Annotated in this window: 13 protein-coding genes; 3 read left to right on the top strand and 10 right to left on the bottom strand. The window is 51.6% G+C overall.

Annotated features, from left to right (window positions below):
- Positions 1-137: 137 nt before the first annotated feature.
- The 3 genes from LGT44_RS03225 to LGT44_RS03235 form a co-directional block, all read right to left on the bottom strand.
- Complete coding sequence (locus tag LGT44_RS03225; protein WP_145466072.1) at positions 138-2,564, bottom strand: phosphoketolase family protein; 2,427 nt, start codon at positions 2,562-2,564, stop codon at positions 138-140.
- Complete coding sequence (locus tag LGT44_RS03230; protein WP_230331214.1) at positions 2,561-3,508, bottom strand: ribose-phosphate pyrophosphokinase; 948 nt, start codon at positions 3,506-3,508, stop codon at positions 2,561-2,563. Before LGT44_RS03230 ends, LGT44_RS03225 begins: the two co-directional genes overlap by 4 nt.
- A 70-nt stretch (positions 3,509-3,578) precedes the next feature.
- Complete coding sequence (locus LGT44_RS03235) at positions 3,579-5,096, bottom strand: thymidine phosphorylase family protein (RefSeq protein ID WP_268866359.1); 1,518 nt, start codon at positions 5,094-5,096, stop codon at positions 3,579-3,581.
- Between the two features lie 228 nt (positions 5,097-5,324).
- Between LGT44_RS03235 and LGT44_RS03240 the strand changes: the two genes are divergently transcribed.
- From LGT44_RS03240 to LGT44_RS03250, 3 genes are all read left to right on the top strand, one after another.
- Positions 5,325-6,695 (top strand): MBL fold metallo-hydrolase, encoded by a 1,371-nt coding sequence (locus tag LGT44_RS03240; protein ID WP_145466078.1) that lies wholly within the window; start codon positions 5,325-5,327, stop codon positions 6,693-6,695.
- 119 nt (positions 6,696-6,814) lie between these two features.
- Positions 6,815-7,657 carry a PhzF family phenazine biosynthesis protein gene (locus LGT44_RS03245; RefSeq protein WP_230331216.1) on the top strand — a complete coding sequence of 281 codons (843 nt, stop codon included), beginning with the start codon at positions 6,815-6,817 and terminating at the stop codon, positions 7,655-7,657.
- 194 nt (positions 7,658-7,851) lie between these two features.
- Complete coding sequence (locus LGT44_RS03250; protein ID WP_230331217.1) at positions 7,852-8,262, top strand: hypothetical protein; 411 nt, start codon at positions 7,852-7,854, stop codon at positions 8,260-8,262.
- Positions 8,263-8,281: 19 nt separating this feature from the next.
- Here the strand turns inward: LGT44_RS03250 and LGT44_RS03255 are convergent, their stop codons facing one another.
- The 7 genes from LGT44_RS03255 to infB all read right to left on the bottom strand — a co-directional run bounded on the left by LGT44_RS03255 (position 8,282) and on the right by infB (position 20,654).
- Positions 8,282-12,109: a hypothetical protein gene (locus LGT44_RS03255; protein WP_230331218.1), complete on the bottom strand. Its 3,828-nt coding sequence runs from the start codon at positions 12,107-12,109 to the stop codon at positions 8,282-8,284.
- A gap of 60 nt (positions 12,110-12,169) precedes the next feature.
- The gene (locus LGT44_RS03260) at positions 12,170-13,396 is read right to left on the bottom strand and encodes a hypothetical protein (protein ID WP_230331219.1); all 1,227 of its coding nucleotides are present in this window, start codon (positions 13,394-13,396) and stop codon (positions 12,170-12,172) included.
- A gap of 468 nt (positions 13,397-13,864) precedes the next feature.
- A complete protein-coding gene (pnp, locus tag LGT44_RS03265; RefSeq protein ID WP_145466091.1) occupies positions 13,865-15,973 on the bottom strand; it encodes a polyribonucleotide nucleotidyltransferase in 2,109 nt (702 codons plus the stop codon).
- 267 nt (positions 15,974-16,240) lie between these two features.
- On the bottom strand, positions 16,241-16,510 hold the full coding sequence (gene rpsO, locus LGT44_RS03270) for a 30S ribosomal protein S15 (RefSeq protein ID WP_145466093.1): 270 nt from the start codon (positions 16,508-16,510) through the stop codon (positions 16,241-16,243).
- 126 nt (positions 16,511-16,636) lie between these two features.
- Positions 16,637-17,581, bottom strand: coding sequence for a tRNA pseudouridine(55) synthase TruB (gene truB / locus LGT44_RS03275; RefSeq protein WP_230331220.1), 945 nt, complete (start codon positions 17,579-17,581; stop codon positions 16,637-16,639).
- A gap of 3 nt (positions 17,582-17,584) precedes the next feature.
- Positions 17,585-17,998: a 30S ribosome-binding factor RbfA gene (rbfA, locus tag LGT44_RS03280; RefSeq protein ID WP_145466097.1), complete on the bottom strand. Its 414-nt coding sequence runs from the start codon at positions 17,996-17,998 to the stop codon at positions 17,585-17,587.
- 133 nt (positions 17,999-18,131) lie between these two features.
- Positions 18,132-20,654, bottom strand: coding sequence for a translation initiation factor IF-2 (gene infB, locus LGT44_RS03285; protein ID WP_145466099.1), 2,523 nt, complete (start codon positions 20,652-20,654; stop codon positions 18,132-18,134).
- Positions 20,655-20,657 lie beyond the last annotated feature (3 nt).

Below are 20,657 nucleotides of genomic sequence, written 5' to 3' on the forward strand. Positions count from 1 at the left end.
GGAGCCCCGGAAAGGCGCTTCCGATTGAAAACAGTAATCGATGAAGCTTCAGCCTGGAGTGATACCATGACACTCCAAACGGTGGGACAAAAGGGAAACCATGCTTCCCTTTTGCCCCACCAAATCCGTAGGAATGTTTACGGATACGGATGCTTAATCACATCGTACGGATCACCTTCGCCGCGAATAGCGGCCCACTCTTCTGCACTTAACCACTCCAGCGGATCACGCTGACTCAGTCTGGCCAGCGCTGCCAGGGCATCCGCCCAGGTGCAGCGGTTGGCAAACAGCAGGCCTTCGGTATCCAGCGTGCCGCCCTGATTAACATAACCCAGTGCAACGGTGCGCTGCGGTCCCAGATCCAGCATACGGCAATGCCCCAGAATAACTTCCGGACGGGTATGCACCATAAACACCCGCTGCTGTACCCGCGCCGGGAATAATGAATCCAGAACCTGCGGGTCGGCCTGCATATTCTGCTCAAATTCATCACGCGCAATACGGAAGCGGCCCGGCTCCAGCAGATAAATCAGCGAGTGAGCCACGCCTTTTTCTTTTAACCGGTCAGACGCTTTTAATGCCTGCTGTAACTGGAATGCACCACAGGCCACCAGCTGCAGATCTGAAGCACAATTTCCACGCACACAGATGGCTCCGTCCTGTACCAGAGCAGCGGCCTGTTTGCCATCAAACACGGCTGGCATGGTGGATTTGGGAACTACCAGATTCCAGATAGTACCCAGATCGCCATAGCAGGCTTTTAAACAGGCCATCGCAGAATTACCGTCGGCCGGGAAAACCACACGCGCCATGTCGGCCATTTCACCCAAGAGGCTTTCGGCCAGGCTAGGGTCCTGATGGCTTTGTTCGTTTTTACCGTTTTCCCAGACGTGCGACGTCGAAATAACCGGAATACCCAACCACGAAGCGGGCTCATCCGCTTCTTTCTGATGACGGGAAAAAATAATACTCTGACGTAAGGCACCCAGCATTTTGGTGGCAAAGGCTTCGTAAGAAACCACCATATTCAGGCCCGACTGATTGGCCAGACAGGCACTGACCACGGCCTCTTCATTGAGTGCGGTAATAACACAACCGTCGACCGCTTCGGCGACGCCTTCTTCCGGGTCGGTGACGCGGTGCTTTAATAAATCCAGCGTCTGGTTCATACGGTTGGAACGCAATTCATCCGGATTTCCGACACGAACCCGTAAGTGCGGATTCACTTCCACCAGATCGACAAAGTAATTATCGATGGCGGCCATTGGTGCCAGTGATTCTTTTAACCAGTGCGGGTCATGGCGGTTAATGGTTACGGCAACCGGTTGCAGCGGTGTTTTTGGCTGGGTTAATTCGGCCACCGCAGCACGCCATTGATTTTCTTCCTGCCACAATGCTTTGGCACCACGATGGAAAAAATTCAGTGCTTCGTTATCACGACGCGGATTGCTGCCCAATGGTAAACCGTGGGCGGCATTGGTTCCGGCTCCGGGAAAACCGTAGCCTTTAATAGTTTCGGCAATACAATAAGGCAGAGGCAGCGGATAGCTCGCGGCACCACTGGCAACGGTAGCAGCAGCATGGCTTAAATGCTGTTCCATAAAATAAATAGCACAGACAAAGGCAGCCGGATCGCGGCCATCAATAATAAAAGGCGCAAATCCCTGATTACTCAGGTGCTCCATAAACCAGGCACTGCCGCCCTGCTGCGCCACCGTTGTACGCTGATCAATACGGCGGCCATTGGCGATCATCACCGGGCTGACCAGACCACTGTCTTCTGCCCGCCACCAGCGCGCCGCCCAGTCGCTGCCGCGTTGTTCTTCAAAGGCACCATCACTTAAAAAAGCGACCAGACGCTCGCCCGGTAATGGCTGATGCACATACTGCAAACCGGCAAAACCTAAATAACCACCTTCGATTTTTGCCCCGGCAGTATTAACGTTAACGTGGCTGCCCAGTGGTGATAAAGGTTTGCCATCGGCGCGTACACGGTAATTATAAAAATCCTGTGCGAAACGGCTTAAGCCTTCATCGGTTAACGGATATTGTTTTTTCCGTTCCGGCAAGGCAGTACCGGATAACAACTGCACGGCATCAATGGCCGCGACACAGTGGCCCTGCCCCATCAGCCAGTCACGGTGCTGACCGGTTAAACTGTTAACAGCCAGCAACGCAGCATAAGCCGGAACCATATTCAGCGAGCCACCGGTATGTCCTTGCGGATCACGTTTAAAATCATCGGCGGTTAAATCGCGGCCATCGAGAAAAACATGTTTGGCGTAGGTCATATGCACAACCAGCCACATTGCCTGATTGGTCAGCTGATCAAGAGCTGTCAGCTTGCGGTAGCATTCTGCTTTATGTTCAATCAGACCGGCTTCCAGCAGGGTGGTCGCCAGCTCAAATACCTGTAACTGGGTGGCTGCGGTATGTTTAATAACACCACACCCGGCGGCCCAGGCGGCAAAGTCTTTATCGTATTCACGATGACTGCGTGCTTCCGCTTCGATTTCCTGAGTTTTATAGCGTTCACTCAGTTTCTGATACAGATTCAGACTCATAATGTCTCTCCTGAAGCAGCCACAACAGTCAGCATATTCTGAATGGCCGGCACGAGTAACGGGCTGATATCAATGCCGTTGGTCGCATGAGGAATGCAGTTGCAGGTAACAATGCCGGCGATAGGACCGGCGCGCATTTCTTCATCGGCCGACGGAACACCAGGCCCGCCTTCGGCAAACACCGCATGCACGCCAATGCACAGTGGCTTATTCAATCCCTGCGCAATCAGTTCATCGGCGGTACGCAGCATGGTACGACCGGTTGAAATAATATCGTCCACCAGAACCGGCTGATGACCGGCATAGGTTTGTACATCCGGTATATGAATGGCGACATCACGGTCACCACTGCGGGTTTTACGCAGTACCAGATAATCACATCCGGCTATCTGAGCGACGTCTTTTGCCCATTGCTCACTCTCTTCATCCGGGCCGATCACCAGTGGTTTATTCACATTCTGTTTCAGGTACTGGCCGATGCTGTCGGTGGCGTGCAGGGCCTGCGCCGGAATGGAATAAATTTCACTCAGACTGTGGTAACGATGCAGATGCGGATCAATGGTAATTAAGTAATCAAAATTCTGATTAATAAGCTCAGCAAAGTATTTTGAAGTTAAACACTCACCCGGATGAAAGCGGATATCCTGACGCATATAAGCGAGATAAGGCGCTACCAGACCAATTCGGCGCGCGCCGAATTCGCGCAGATGGCGTGCCATAAACCACAGCGCCAGAGCCTTATCGCTGGGCTGGTGCAGCTGACAAAGTACGATAACATCGTCACCCTGAATAATATCCGGCAAATTAAAATAGAGTTCACCATCGGGAAAATGCCGGCTTTCCAGAGCCAGCAGCCGGGTTTCTGTACCTGCCTTGCTGAGTTGTTGCGCCAGCGACTCCGCCAGCGACTCATGCCCGTCAAGGCAGAGGAGATGTGTTGTCATAATATTTCTGCCTGTCGTTTTATTATCAGGAAACCGGTGAACGCTGAGGCTCTCCGGCTCCTTTGTTTTTTTAAACCATTTGCTCTTCGATGCGGATAACATCGGTATGGCCATCAAGAAAATCCAGCGCATACGCCAGCTCACCCGGCGCTTCTGCATGCAGGGTAAATAACGGCGCTCCGGCTTCCACCTCATCACCCAGCGTCACATGCAATTCAATACCAGCGGCCTTGGCATTCGGTGCTCCGGCAAGGGATGCCAGACGGGCAATAAAGCGGTTATTGAAGTAGGCAACCACACCGCTGTTCGGGGCGCGGATACAATGGGTAAATTCGGCGACCGGCGGTTCGCTGAAACCGCCCTGCGCCATACAGATGGCTTCGAACTTTTTCATCGCACTGCCATCCAGCAGCGTGCGTTGCGCCAGAGCATAGCCCTGACCGGCAGCGGCTTTTTCGCCCATTTCCAGCAGAATACCGGCCAGTTGCAGGGATTTTTCCCGCAGGTCCTGCGGTGCATGGCCGTCATTGCGCAGCACCTGCAGAATATCCCGCGCTTCCAGCGCAGGACCTATACCACGACCAATAGGCTGATTACCGTCGGTAATAACCGTACGCACATCCAGTCCCAGTGCCGCGCCGGTTTTTTCCAGCAATTGCTTTAAGGTCTGCGCCATGGATTGCGAACGCACCTTGGCGGTTGGGCCAACAGGAATGTCGATCAGCACCTGTCTGGAACCCGCTGCGACTTTTTTGGAAATGACTGAAGCCACCAGCTGGCCTTCGCTGTCGAGGTCCAGTGCCCGCTCTACGCGGATAACAATATCGTCGGTCGGGCTGAGGCTGACCGAACCGCCCCATGCCAGACAGCCACCTTCCTGCTCAACCACTTCACGCATATGCCCGAAGCTCATCGCTACCGTGGTCATGCTCTCCATGGTGTCGGCGGTTCCTGCCGGTGAAGTAATGGCACGGCTGGAGGTTTTTGGCATCAGCAGCCCATTGGCAGCCACAATGGCGACTACAATCGGCGTGGTACGGTTACCTGGCAGACCGCCCACACAATGTTTATCCATCACTTTGTCGGATGACCAGTCAAACCGCTGGCCACTGCCAACCATTGCGCGGGTAATGGCAATGGTTTCATCAAGGTCAAGGCGGTCGCCGGCGCAGGCGGTAACAAAGGCTGACAGCTGAATATCGCTGTAGTGGCCGGCTTTGATATCTTCGATAATGGCTTTTGCAGACTCGGCATTGAAGCGCTGACCGTAGAGTTTCCCGCGAACAAAAGACATGGACTCGACCGGACGGGCATGGTGAAAGCGCGCTGGCACGCCATCAGCAGGGCAATCCAGCCGGTGCCATGCGGCTTCCGACAGGCCGGCTTCTTCGTGGGATAATAAATCGCTGCACACCAGAACCAGAGTGGCGATAACGCTCTGTTCGCCACAGTGCACTTCTACCCGGCTATGCGCATAAAATCCCTCTGAAATTGCCACCTGACAATCCTGACGCATATAAACCACCGGCTCCTGATGCGTGTTAATTCCGAGCCGTCGCAGATGTAAGAAGTCGAGCTGAGTATCCATAAATACACCCTATTTAGCAGTAGGCAGTGTAGGCCCGTGCGCAGCCCATCACCTTGCGGTAAATCAACGATTGCTCTGACAGCGTTTCCCATGCTTCGTTGTATCTGCCAGAATGATTTTTCACTTCATTCATGATAAAGGAAACACTGAGAAATTCGTGGGTAAAAAACCGTCCTGCGGTGCCTTGCCTGTTAAAGAATGACCTCGTGTTCCGCAAGGAATATCCCTATGCAGAGTCCGTTTCAGGTTCAGTTTATCGGCGCTACCGGTACCGTTACCGGTTCCAAGTATCTGGTTAAATATGATCGCTACAAAATTCTGATCGACTGCGGTTTATTTCAGGGAATAAAAAATGTCCGCCGCCGCAACTGGAACGAGCTGCCTTTTCCGGCCGACCAGGTTGATGCCGTATTACTTACCCATGCTCATATCGATCACTCCGGTTTTTTACCGGCATTGATGAAACGCGGTTTTCACGGCCCGGTTTATTCATCCGAAGCTACTCATGCACTCTGCAAAGTACTGCTTCCGGATGCCGGTTTTCTGCAGGAAGAAGATGCGCGTTATGCCAACAAAAAGAAATTTTCAAAGCATGATCCGGCAGAACCGCTTTACACCGAAGAAGACGCACGCAAAGTTCTGAAGCAATTTAAAGATGTTCCTCAGGGCGAAACCCTGACTCTTCCCGGCGGTATGACCGCACAGTTTATTCCCGCCGGACATATTCTTGGCGCGACCTCTATCCGTCTGGAATTTCAGGGAAAAAGCATTACCTTTACCGGTGATGTTGGTCGCAGTAACGATGCCATTATGTATCCGCCACAGCCACTTCCGGCAACCGATTATCTGGTGGTGGAATCAACCTATGGCGACCGCCGCCACGAAGAGATTGATGCCGAGGAAGCCATTGCCGACGTGATTAACCGCACCTATAAGCGCGGCGGTATTGTATTAATGCCGGCTTTTGCCGTCGGACGTGCGCAGCTGGTTTTACATTACCTGCAGCGCCTGCGTGATCAGCAACGTATTCCATCATTGCCGGTTTATCTGAACAGCCCGATGGCAATCCGTGCGACCTCTATTTTCTTCAGCCATCACGATCTGCATAAACTGACAGAAGACGACTGCAGCCGTATGGATGATATGACCATCTATGTAAAAACCACCGAAGAATCCATCGCTCTGGTGGAAAAGAAAACACCGGCCATTATTATTTCCGCCAGCGGTATGGCCAGCGGTGGGCGTGTTCTTCACCATCTGAAGGCTCTGGTATCTGATCCGCGTAACAGTATTCTGTTTCTTGGTTATCAGGCTGCCGGTACCCGTGGCGACAGTCTGACCAAGGGGGCTGATCATATTAAAATTCATGGCCAGTACTGTCAGGTTCAGGCTGAGATAGCCAACCTCCAGGCTTTATCCAGCCATGGGGATTATGTGGAAATATCGGACTGGCTGAAGAAAATGCCTGGCAAACCACGCAAAGTCTTTATTACCCACGGTGAAAGCTGTGCCGCCGACGCCATGCGCCGGCATTTAAAAGACGAGTTTAACTGGGAGGTGGAAGTACCTGAATATCTGGATATTGCCTTGCTGGATTAATCCCTGATAAAGCAGCCGGGAAAACCGGCTGCTTGCCATTATTTTATAGCAACTTGTCTCTCCCATATCGCTGATACGCCTGTTACTATCGGTAATACACTCATCGCCGGTAAGCCTCCATGCGTTATTCTGTTTACAAAATTGATGCCTTTATCCGCCAATCTGTTAACGGTTTCAGTGGCAACCCTGCCGCCATCGTACCGCTGGAAGAGTGGCTGAATGAGGAGCAGATGCAGGCCATTGCGGCCGAAAACAATCTGTCTGAAACCGCCTTCTTCGTTAAAAACAGCGACGGTATTTACCATATCCGCTGGTTCACTCCGACGACAGAAGTGGATCTTTGTGGACATGCGACACTGGCGGCCGCCTGGGTTATCCGTAATGAACTGCAGGATTTGCGCGAGATTATCCCATTCTCGACTCAGGAAGCCGGCAATCTGACCGTGCGCGCACTGCGCAGTAATGGCGGCGACAATACTATGCTACAGCTGGATTTTCCGGCGCGCCCGGGAGAGATGATTAACAATCCGCTGCTGCAGCAACAGCTGGAACAAGCCCTTGGTCAGAAGGTGGTCGCCATCAGTAATGCCCGCGATATGTTGGTTGAGCTGGAAAGTGAGCAGGCTCTGCGTAACTGCCGCCCCAACCAGGCACTGCTCAGCCAGTTAGAAACCTTTGCGGTTATGGTAACCGCCCGCAGTGACAGCGAAGGCTATGATTTTGTCAGCCGCTTCTTCGCTCCGCGTCAGGGTCTGGATGAAGATCCGGTAACCGGTTCCTCGTTCTGTACACTGACCCCTTACTGGAGCGAAAAACTGGGCAAAACCCAGCTCAACGGCTGGCAGTGCTCGGCCCGTGGCGGAGATGCCATGCTACAGCTGGAACACGATCGGGTGCTGATTGCCGGACGTTGCTTTGCCTATATGAAAGGTGAGTTCTGCCTGCCGGGTGAAACCGCCTGAGGCGATAAAAGAACGGGTTAATGACGCTTTTATAAGGTGATAATCCGGCATATTTTTGTCACGATCCGGTAGCGCTACGCTCACAGGGGATCGTGACAGGATATTCCGCCGATTAAATCAGCCACACATCTGACGCTGCATAAATCTGCCGCTATAGTAGCTCTTACGCGCTCAGAATCTGTGAGATTTCCTGCATGAACATCCTGCCTTCATCCGGCTTAACTGGCTATAACAGCAGCCCTGTCAGTCCGCTGAAGGCTTCTGGCACTTCTGCACCTGCCCTGGCGAAAAAGCCGGACAGTCTGGCAGCGGAGGCTGTTGAAAAGACAGCACGAATTAACAGCCGGGATGACAGTCAGCGTTCCCGTACTCAGGCTGACAGCAATCCGCGTACCCCCGCCGCTGAAGCAGCAACAATAACAACCGCAACAACTACAGCAACAGCGGAATACCTGCCTGTACGTGACGAGGACAGCGAGAGCCCCGGCATCAGCACACGCAGTCTGGTCAGTGATCCGCAGCGCCCCGAAATACAGGCATTCCTGAATACCTCAGCAAGCGACGGCACATCCCGTCGCGGTCGCTTTATTGATATTCAGGCCTGAACTGAGCCCCGCAAAGAACTCAGTTTTCTGATTTAGGCCTGCCCTTAGCCAGAGCCTCAGCTGTACGCCCGCCCTCTATAATGGTTGCTCCTTTTGAGATAATGGTTGAGGTCGTTTGCAGACCAACCGCCACTGCCGTCATAACAGCTCCGGAAATAACCTCACCTTTTATCAGATTACTGGCAATGATCACACAGATCGTTGCCGCGACAGAAATCAGGCTGCCAACCCCCGAAGCAACTTCAAGGCCAATTCCCCACAAATGCTCATCGTTGCCATTGTTACCATGGGAAATCGCATGCTCGACGATGTTATAGACAGCGTATCCCAGCAAGCCAACACCGGCGATAATCGATAATACATTCAGTATCGTATTTACAACGTAGCCTGGTATTTTGAGTATTATTTTGACGACAACACCGATAATAGCGATCAGCATTGCAACGGCGATAATGGCAAATATCAATATTACCAGACCAGTATTTTTAGCCTTCTCATCCGCATTTACAGACTCGCCAGATGGAATACGTATTCCCTCATATATTTCATAAAACAGCGTAACAATTTTCTGTGTAAGAACGAGCAATACCGGTATCAGTGTCATAATCATAACAACGACTCCTGCCGGACCGGAACTTGTAGTGGTAATCTCTGCAACCGTTGCAACAGGCTGGGCCGTCATTCCAACCAGAATACCGGCAAGTGCAGCAATAATAGTCAGTGCGGCCATTATCTCCAGAAAACCATAGATATTCTTAAAACTGTCCGAAGGATCTGTAGATTCATCAGAAACAGCGGCAGCACCAAGCGATCTGTGTTTAACTTTCTTCCTGGGTCCCCCGACTGAAGAAAAATCCATTACCGCAGGAAGGTTATCGACCCACGGTATATATTCCTCGTTCATTTCGGATGTCACAATTGCTTTTCCTGAAACAATTTTCCAGATAGCAGTACCGATAAAAGCAAATGGTAAGGTAATAATGTCAAAGTAAGAAAGCTTCCGTTCATTATCGCCAGACCAAAGCTGGACCAGCGTATTCAGAACCGGAATATCAATTTTACTTTCAAATGCTTCAAACAAACGGGAAAGAAGAATATCAATCAGTTTAACAGCCGCTTCAAGAACGTCTCCTGCAAGCTTAGCGATCGTTTTTATAACGCCTTTTAATAACCGGATAATCTCCAGTGGCATGGAACTCAGCTTTTCAATAAACGAGCTGTCCGAGCTGAGTTTATCGCCGATATCACGAATCACTCCAGCCACATCTTTTTCATAGTTTGAGCGGAGTTTCTTCAGTAAATTATTGATTACATCCGCTTCAGTTTTCTCTGCACTGACATCAGGACTCGCTTCATCAAACTTACCCTGATTTCCGCCCATAACATCACTACCTGCCCTGTTGGTTTTAACCAGAGCTGAAGGTGCCGGAATATCAACTCCACCAAAAGACATCCCCTGCTCAGCACTTGCTGAGCGTACATTTTTGGCTTTTTGCGACTGATCGATCAATGAATCAAGGTGTTCATCAATAATGTCAATATGCCTTTGATACTCCGAGTTCATCCTCGTCCCAAGCTTCACAAGATTGGAAGAAGTTGTCATGAATCCGGATTTGATAGTACTTTGTAAAGCATCGTTGGCAGCAAAGACATCCTTACCACCAAAAACAAAACTGACGGCATCAAGGATCTTTTTCCCTATATCCTTTACCACGTCGCCCAGTTTTTCGAACACCTCTGAGAGAAAGTCTGCCAGCGCTTCAAAACCATCAACGATACTGTCAAACACACTGTTGGTAAATTTCAGGATTTCATTACCGGTCTGAATCAGGAATTCAACACTGGCATCAAAAACCCGAACCACCATTTGCTTAATATCATTAAATCCCTGGCGGATATGATTCAGGATATCTCCGGCAAACCCTTCCAGCGGTACGGCGCTCAGTGTATTTCCGGCTGAGGTTTCATCGACAAACAAACCATTCCCCTGCGAGCTGAGCCGATACTGTTTCCGCAGCGTTCCGTCACAGTTCACTCCCCGCTTCGATTTACTGGCTGCATCACCATAGCTCTTAATCAGTTGATTAACCGCTGTGCGATGCTCCGCCGGAGCAAGCTCGGCGATACTTTTACTGACATTAAAGCCTTTGGCATTACCGGCAAGGCGTTCACTGAGACGGCCATTAGGATAAACTCTGATGGCCGCAGCATCCGCCGTATTCACTGTAAATACCGGCGCTTTTAAACCATCAGCCGGAATAACGCCGCGGATACGACCATAACCATTACTGGTAAGAGTTAACGGCAGTCTTGGTCCCACGCGATAGGTCACACCATCGATATACAGCAGACAAGGGGTATCACTGGTTAATGTAATTTCCCGGTGTGGACAGGGAATAAAGTTCGCATCTGTAACCTCAATATCAACGACGTGCGCATTTATCGGGGTTACTCCGGCTAAATCGGAGGTGGCTACCGCAAGCTCATTGGTCGTCCAGCTGTAAGTCTGGGGGTGCTGACGCTTGAACTCTATTTTTCCGGCCTGCGGCGAAACCTGAAACAGCTCCGCACCGTCAGGCATAATTCTCGGACAGGCGATGTCGCTGACCTGATCACCCAGACATACCCAGGAGCTCTGAGAAGCATGGGCATCCAGACGTAACAGCCACAGCGTATTCTGACCTGCCGGTGTCGCAAAAATAGCAAGGCTGGCATCAGTGCTCCCCGGGTGTCCTACGACACCGATACTTAAGCGGTCGATGTCAGCGGGGCCTGCCTCCTGCAGAAGCGAACGATAACCCGGTTGGGCTGAGTGAATGTTTTCCAGAATCCCCAGATCACCAGAAGGCTGATGAACCAGCAGGGCATCCTCAGGTCCGGCAGGAACAGAAAAAATTCTGGCTGAAGATAAATCGACCCCCTGACTGTCAACCAGTACAGAACCACGGTCAAAACTTAAACGTGGCTGCGCATAAAAGCGGCTGACAGGTAATACTCTGGTAGTGTGGAATTCAATTTTCCCGTTACGCAACCGCAGCAATGTGTAGCGGTTCTCATCACTATCAGCTTCACCGTCCAATGGTGTTGCCAGCTGATAGATACTGGCATTTTCAATACCATCCCAATTCGGAATTTCATGATCGCTGTCGTGCAGGGTATCAAAGGCAATATCCTGATGAGTAATTGCCGACAGATCAGCCGGTTTCCGCGGAATAATCATGAAGAATTCTTCTTCTCCGCGCGCTAACTCCGGATCGCCAAATCCGCGGGTGACGCCGTACAGAACGTGCTGTCCGTCATTGCGGCGATGAATGGACAGCTGACGAACCGAGGACAGTACGGAACGTGCATCATCTCCTCTGTGATCCCATTTTTTTTCTTGCCAGACGGGCCGGCCATTATCCATAACCGACCAGAGGATTTTAACGCTGTAACTGTTCTGCGATGACGGTGACTGATACTGAACAAATAAATAGGTAATGCCATTCTGATGAAAACCGCTCAGCTCACGCACACCGCTGAGCAGCTTTTCTTTACTGCCCGGATCATAAACATCTTCCAGCGGAGTTTCTTCATGTGACCAGCCTGAGGCGCTGGTTTCATCTTCAAAGTAATGCATCAGAATAGTCTGAGTGGCATTTTTTAAATCCGGATGAGGCTGCTGGCGTACACCGATAAGATCGGTTTTATGGCGAGTGTCATTATCCTGAGAACGGTGAATAGCAATAAGCTTATTACGCGAGTCGGCAGCTACCGGAGTCCGCTTGATAGCAAGATGCTCCATCATGGTATCAACGCTGGCATTAATAGATAGCGGTAATTTATAAACTGAATGTGCGGGATTCATAGGCTTGGCTCCTTGCAAGGGCCTGCTGCAACAGGCCCTGATTATGTGGGTAATGTCCGTTTATTCCTGAACCTTGCAAAACTTAAGCTGTACATAAGAGAAAATCATCGACGCGTATTCGGTCTTTCCTTCTACTTTCGAAGAGCCTTTGCTCAGTCCCTTCAAATGATCTTTGTAGGGCAGAAAAGTCGAGGTATCCATATCCCAGGTATTCAGGGAAACAGGAATATCAACTCTGTGGAAATGCTCCGGCTTTCCTTCTGACTTTAATGGCTCAGCTCCGAATGCTGTGCCACTTAAAGGTTTTTCTGACCCCGGCTTTTGTTCAGGCAATCCGACAAGAAAACGACCGGCGGAAGACGCGACATTGTATAGTCCCGTTGGGCAGGAAAAGCTCTTTGAAAATACTCCCATACCGGCCGGAAGTTCAGCCACATTAACGGTATTGCTTTCTTTATGACAGGGACGCAGATAGACATAGGGCATCAGAATTTCAAACGATTTTGCGGGAACATCGGTGCGGACCGCATCATCGCTCAGGCGCTCAATTTCCCGCAGAGATGACTTGGCCACATCGGTTTTATGAAAGGGGTTTAAAAAATAAGGATCATCCGTGTGGTTAACTTCCAGGCTGATGTTGTTTTCTTTACCCGGCATATTAAAAAATAATTTATGCGCATGATTAACCCAGTTCGGGTCTTCATCAACCACAGCAGCAACACTGGTTGCCACTGCATCCCTTGGCAAGGGCAACGCAGTACGTCCTTTATTGCCAATCAAGGGTTCATACAGTGCCCAGCCTGTAGGACAAGAGCCACCGGTAAACCACTGCACGGTATTGCGCGGGAGGAAAATACTCTGCGATGGTTCTCCAGCTTTGGGAACGTCTTCCTGACAAATAAGGTACTGGATATAGGGCATCGCACCGTCAGAGGTATCACTCCAGCCATTAACATTAACGCTACTGTTGTCTACCCTCGCGTGGGGACCACTGATTAAACCCAGCCCTTCTCTTGCCAGAGGGAGATCAGCCTGTATTTTATGACGATGAAGGGGGGCTTTGGCGTCAGCAATAGCATCACCTTTGCGGGTTCCAATCAGTTTTGTATTGTCGGTGCCACGAATCAGATAGCCTTTGGCTGGTTTATATTCACTCCAACCAGCAGGACAGACTTCAGATTCAACAGGAAAAAATGCGACCATCCGTGCGTCACTGGCATTAGCCGACGCGATAACCGGATTAATAAAGAAAAGTACAGTCAGTATTCCTGGCAGGATATATTTCATTTACAGCTCCATTTGTAATCCTTTACGGTAAAAACCATAAAGAGGTAACCACGGGGCTTTAGAAATACACCAATATCGCTCCCCTAACATCCTCCAAAAGGATGGAGCGATTGATCATTTAAAGACAATGACAATGAACATTATCTATCCGGGTCAGTGAGAGGATTTTCAGTCTATAAATATCAGAAATATGGCTTAGATTCTGAGTGATAATCAGAAGTGCTGAAGCAGTAGGATCGCATATATTCTTTATAAAGATTAAGGCACAAGACCTCATATAAAAGGGAATTAACAGACTCACAGTTAATAAGCACAGACCATGAAATTGCTACTTATTTCATAAAATATGAGTGCTATTGAAGAAATCGTGACAGAACATAAATAGAAAACAGTTATATCTACGGATAAATGTCCACAAAAAAACCGCCGCGGCTTGCACCGGGGCGGTTTTTTTTAACTCAGAAAGAATTAAGCAGGCTGCTCAATACCTTTCATGGTCAGCTTGATACGGCCTTTAGGATCAACGTCGGCAACGTGTACGTTAACGATCTGACCTTCGGTCAGGAAGTCAGACACGTTCTCTACGCGATCTTCGCTGATCTGGGAGATATGCAGTAAACCATCTTTACCAGGCAGAACGGTAATGAAGGCACCGAAATCAACGATCTTGCTTACTTTACCGGTGTAGGTGGTACCTACTTCGATTTCAGCAGTGATGGCTTCAATCATCTGACGGGCAGCATCAGACGCTTCTTTGCCAGCAGCGAAGATCTTGATTTCGCCGTTGTCGTTGATGTCGATAGACGCACCGGTCTTCTCGGTGATATCACGGATGGTCGCGCCACCTTTACCAATCACGTCACGGATCTTGTCAGACGGGATCTTCATGGTAGACATGGTCGGAGCATTTTCCGCCAGTTCTTTACGTGGTTCAGCAATCACGGTGTTCATCTGCTCAAGGATGGTAAAGCGCGCAGCTTTGGCCTTTTCCAGAGCGATTTCCATAATTTCTTCAGTGATACCTTCGATCTTGATATCCATCTGCAGAGCAGTGATACCTTCGTCAGTACCGGCCACTTTAAAGTCCATATCGCCGAGGTGATCTTCGTCACCCAGGATATCGGTCAGAACGGCAAACTTGTCGCCTTCTTTGATCAAACCCATAGCGATACCGGCAACAGGCGCCTTGATCGGTACACCCGCGTCCATCAGAGACAGAGAGGCACCACACACAGAAGCCATGGAAGAAGAACCATTGGATTCAGTGATTTCCGATACCACACGGATGGTGTACGGGAATTCATCATGGCTAGGCATCATCGCCTGGATACCACGACGGGCTAAACGGCCATGACCGATTTCACGACGGCCAGGAGCGCCCAGACGGCCAGCTTCACCCACAGAGTATGGAGGGAAGTTGTACTGGAACAGGAACGGATCGTCTTTCGCACCGTGCAGGAAGTCGATCATCTGCGCATCACGGGTTGAACCCAGAGTGGTGACAACGATGGCCTGAGTTTCACCACGGGTGAAGATGGCTGAACCGTGGGTGGTTTTCAGCACACCGGTTTCGATGGTCAGCGGGCGTACGGTGTCGTTATCACGACCGTCGATACGTGGCTGGCCTTCGATAACACGGTTACGTACGACTTCGTACTTCAGCTCGCCAACCATTTCGGCGATTTCGTCAGCGGAGAAACCTTCTTCGCCTTCACCAGCAGCCAGTTTTTCAACGGCGGCTTTTTTCACTTCGTCCAGACGGGCGTAGCGGGCCATTTTGTCGGAGATGGTGTAAGCCTCACCGATACCAGCGGCAGCTTCGGCTTTAACCGCTTCGTACAGCGCGGTGTTTTTGGCTTCTGCAGTCCAGTCCCACTTCTGTACACCCAGCTCTTCAACCCACTCGTTGATGGCGGTGATGGCAGACTGGAAACCGGTGTGGGCGAACAATACGGCACCCAGCATTTCGTCTTCGGTCAGTTCCTGAGCTTCGGATTCAACCATCAGCACAGCGTCTTTGGTACCGGCCACAACCATGTCCAGCAGGGAATCCTGCATCTGGGTCTGGGTTGGGTTCAGCATGTAGCCGTCTTCTTCAGTGAAGCCAACACGGGCACCACCGATAGGACCATTGAACGGCACACCGGATACTGCCAGAGCAGCAGAGGTGGCGATCATGGCGCAGATATCCGGATCCACTTCTTTTTCAGAAGACATAACGGTCAGGATAACCTGAACTTCGTTCATGAAACCTTCCGGGAACAGCGGACGAATAGGACGGTCAATCAGACGGGAAGTCAGGGTTTCTTTTTCTGAAGGGCGGCTTTCGCGCTTCAGGAAGCCACCAGGAATACGGCCGGCGGCGTACATTTTTTCCTGATAGTGAACAGACAGCGGGAAGAAATCCTGGCCTGGTTTCGTGCTTTTGGCAGCAACAACAGTGGCCAGCACCTGGGTTTTACCCATGGTTGCCAGTACTGCGCCATCGGCCTGACGGGCTACACGGCCGGTTTCCAGGGTGATGGTGTCGTTACCGAACTGAAAGGTTTTGGTCTTAGCAACAGGTTTTGTGCTCATGTATTCGTATTTCCTTAAATTTACCGATAAACCTGCTGACTGCCGGTACTTCTAAATATTAACTCTGCTCTGACAGACGCTGTCTTGCCGGAGCAGAACGATGCGTGTGCAAAGCCAATATTTAGAAGCACCACCACATTCCTGTGAATAGTGGGGTTGGCACCACAGCTTGGCAGGTAGTTGTTATTCCGCAGAAGCAGAACAGGATAGCCTGACTGGCCAGATACAACAAAAGCCCCGTAGGGCTTTTGCTGCAAGCTTGAGATCTTAGCGACGCAGACCCAGACGACCGATCAGTGCGGTGTAACGGGCAGCATCTTTACGCTTCAGGTAGTCCAGCAGCTTACGACGCTGGTTAACCATGCGGATCAGACCACGACGTGAGTGGTGATCTTTACCGTGTTCTTTGAAGTGGCTCTGCAGACCAACGATGTTGTGGGTCAGCAGTGCAACCTGAACTTCAGGAGAACCGGTATCGCCTTCAGCAGTTTGATACTCTTTTACAATCTCAGCTTTAGTAGCAGCAGTTAATGCCATCTTTACTTACTCCATGAATGTGCGCGGACATCTGTAGAAGCCCGGGATTATATGATCATCGTCACCGTGCACATTAACAGTGAGATGCGTGCCGCCTGATGGCGACGGTTGAAGCAAAACTTCCGGTTAAGGCAGTGTCACCTGCAGCAAACGCTGTGGTTTTACCTTGCCTTCGTCAATGCGGCCAATGCCAAGCAATTGCCGGACGCCTGATTCAACGGCCCACAATTGTACAGAAGGACTGGCGGGCAGGCCAGTACTGACTGGCTGTCCATGCAGGATTTTATCCGCTTCCGCCAGTGTCAGAGCCACTTCCGGCCAGTCAGGCAAAGCGGTTTCGGTCGGCAGCAGTAACGCATCCAGTGCGTCATGCCCCTGCTCGGCCGCGTCCTGCACCTGCTCCAGCGTGACCATCTGCCCGGCGTGGTAAGGCCCGCAGAGAGTACGGTGCAGCTTGCTGACATAAGCACCGCAACCAATCGCCTGACCGATATCTTCCACCAGTGTGCGGATATAGGTGCCTTTCGAGCAGCGCACCGACAGATCCAGCTCGGTAGCGCGCTGCTCGCGCAGCAGCAGTTCATAGATGGTGATGATACGGCGCTTTTTCTCAGCGACCGCACGGATATCTTCTTCACTCATACCCTGACGTGCCAGCTCATACAGCGGCTTGCCATCGAGCTTCAGCGCTGAAAACATCGGCGGCACCTGCTCGACAGCGCCACGGAAGCGATCGAGCACCGCTTCCACTTCAGCATGGGTCAGCGGCGGCACTTCGGCGGTCGCAATCACCTCGCCTTCGCCGTCACCGCTGGAGCGGATTTCGCCCAGCAGCGCGGTGGTGTCGTAGCCTTTGTCAGACTCCAGCAACAGCTGTGAAAACTTGGTGGCCTCGCCCAGGCAGATCGGCAGTACGCCGGTTGCCAGCGGATCCAGCGCGCCGGTATGCCCGGCTTTCTGGGCGCCGAACAGGAATTTCACCCGTTGCAGCACCTGATTGGAAGACAATCCCAGCGGCTTATTGACCACCAGAATGCCGCTGACCGCACGGCCTTTTTTTCCACGCGCCATGTATCAGCCCTGATTGTCAGATGAGTCGGCATCATCCTGATGATGGGCTTTATCTTCTTCCAGCGCTTTCTTGATCAGGCCGGTCAGGTGGTGACCACGGTCCATGCTCTCATCGTAATGAAAACGCAGGTGCGGCGTAATGCGGGTGCGCATAATACGCGCCAGCTCGTTACGCAGGTAACCGGCCGCATCGTTCAGAATGGCTGAAGTCTGTTTGCGGATTTCGGCATCGGTTTCGCCTTTGGCGCCCATCACAGTGAAGTAGATGTCGGCATAGCCCAGGTCTTTGGCAACTTTTACGTAGTTCAGTGTGACCATACCCAGACGCGGGTCTTTCATCTCAAACTGAATCATATGAGCCAGGTCGCGCTGAATCTGTTCACCCAGGCGCGAGGTACGGCTGTAATCTTTTGGCATATTTAAATCCTCTGTTACCCAGCGTCAGGCATGTGTACAGCTCTGGCGCTGGTCTGTCAGAGACAGCAAAGCCCGACACGGAGCCGGGCTTTGCTGTCGGGGCCCGGAGGCCCGTTACAGGTGCTGGTGCAGATCAGAGTGTACGGGCAATTTCACGTACATCGAACACTTCGATCTGGTCGCCCGGACGGACGTCCTGATAGTTCTTCACACCGATACCACATTCCATACCCTGACGTACTTCGGCAACGTCATCTTTGAAGCGGCGCAGGGATTCCAGCTCGCCTTCATAGACCACAACGTTGTCGCGCAGTACGCGGATCTTCTTGTGACGGTAGACAACACCATCAATCACCATACAGCCGGCAATCTGGCCGAATTTCGGTGAGTTGAAGACATCACGGACTTCAGCAATACCGGTGATTTCTTCACGCAGTTCCGGCGCCAGCAGACCAGCCATGGCCTGTTTAACGTCGTCCAGCAGATCGTAAATCACGCTGTAGTAGCGCATATCCACGCCGTTATTCTCGACCACTTTCTTCGCTGCGTTATCCGCACGAACGTTGAAGCCGAACATAACCGCACCGGAGGCAACCGCCAGGGTCGCGTCAGTTTCGGTGATACCACCAACACCGGAAGATACGACGTTTACGCGTACTTCGTCGGTCGCCAGTTTCTGCAGGGAGGCCACAATGGCTTCCAGCGAACCACGAACGTCGGTTTTAACAACCACGTTGAGGTTAGCAACCTGACCTTCACCCATACCGCTGAACAGGGCATCCAGTTTGGCTGCCTGCTGACGCTGCTGTACCAGTTCTTTCATTTTGTTTTCACGGAATTCAGCCACTTCACGGGCTTTCTTCTCGCTTTCAACAACCATGAAGTTGTCACCGGCTTCCGGTGTACCGTTCAGGCCGAGAATCTCAACCGGAATGGACGGACCAGCATCGTTCACCTGCTGACCATTTTCATCCAGCAGTGCACGGGCGCGACCGTAACAGGTACCCGCCAGAACGATGTCGCCTTTTTTCAGCGTACCGTTCTGAACCAGCAGGGTTGCAACCGGACCACGTCCTTTATCCAGACGGGACTCAACCACAACGCCCTGACCAGGACCGGTGAAGTGCGCTTTAAGCTCCAGAATTTCGGCCTGCAGCAGAACCGCTTCAAGCAGATCATCAATACCCTGACCGGTGTGCGCAGATACCGGGATAAACGGAACGGTACCGCCCCAGTCTTCCGGCAGTACGTCACGGGCGGACAGTTCGCTCTTCACACGCTCAGGATCGGCGGCTTCTTTATCCATTTTGTTGATGGCAACCACGATCGGCACATCAGCAGCTTTCGCGTGCTGGATGGCTTCTTCGGTTTGCGGCATCACACCATCGTCCGCAGCCACCACCAGGATGACAACGTCGGTAGACTGGGCGCCACGGGCACGCATCGAGGTAAACGCCGCGTGTCCCGGAGTATCCAGGAAAGACACCATGCCGTGATCGGTTTCTACGTGGTAAGCACCGATGTGCTGAGTGATACCACCGGCCTCACCGGATACCACGCGGGTACGACGGATATAGTCGAGCAGCGAGGTTTTACCATGGTCAACGTGACCCATTACGGTAACCACCGGTGCACGTGGCTGTTCATCACCTTCGTAAGAAACGGATTCGGTAACGGCCACTTCCAGCGCGTTATCGGCAATCAGCTTGGTCACTTTGTGACCCATTTCTTCAACCACCAGGGTGGCTGTGTCCTGATCCAGAATCTGGTTAATGGTCGCCATAACGCCCATTTTCATCAGGGTCTTGATCACTTCACCGGCTTTAACCGCCATTTTCGATGCCAGATCGGCAACGGTAATGGCTTCCGGCAGTTCAACTTCGTGAACAACAGGCGCGGTGGGACGGGTAAACGCGTGCTCATTGGCAGACTGCTGACGGCCACGGCCACCTTTCATCTTGCCCTTGCCGCCACGACGTGAACGGTTGCGGTCGTCTTCACCACCATCGGTGAAGCGGCTGTTTTCACGCAGATCAACACGTTTTTTGTCGACGGTTTTATTCGACTTTTTACGGTTTTCTTCCTGACGAGCCTGAGCAGCTTCAGCTTCAGCACGCTTCTGTGCTGCGTCTTCTTCGACGGTAGCAGGCTTGGCCTTAGCGGCAGGCTTGGCATTAGCGGCTGGCTTTTCAGCAACAGCAGCGTCTGCGGCCGGCGCTTCTGCTGCGGCAGGGGCCTCAGCAACAACGGCTGCCGGAGCTTCTTCTGCAACCGGAGCGGCAGGAGCTTCTGCAGCAACCTGAGCGGCGGCTTCAACACGTGCAGCTTCTTCTTTCGCTTTTTCAGCTTCCAGATCCAGCTCTTCGCGTTTTACATACGTGCGTTTTTTACGAACTTCAATGGCGACGGCTTTCTTGCCACCCTGACCCGTTTTCAGGGTCGTGGTGACTTTACGCTTCAGCGTAATTTTGTTCGGCGTTGCCGCTGCTTCACCATGGCTTTTCTTCAGAAAAAGCAGCAAAGACTGTTTCTGATCATCAGAAACAGACTGACTGGCTGCGGTTTGTGGCAACCCCGCTTCTTTCATTTGGGACAATAAGCGCTCAACGCTTGTCCCTACCACGTCGGCGAGTTCTTTAACTGTTACATCTGCCATACG

The organism is Thalassolituus alkanivorans, assembly GCF_020447205.1.
Taxonomy (GTDB): Bacteria; Pseudomonadota; Gammaproteobacteria; order Pseudomonadales; family Oceanobacteraceae; genus Venatoribacter; species Venatoribacter alkanivorans.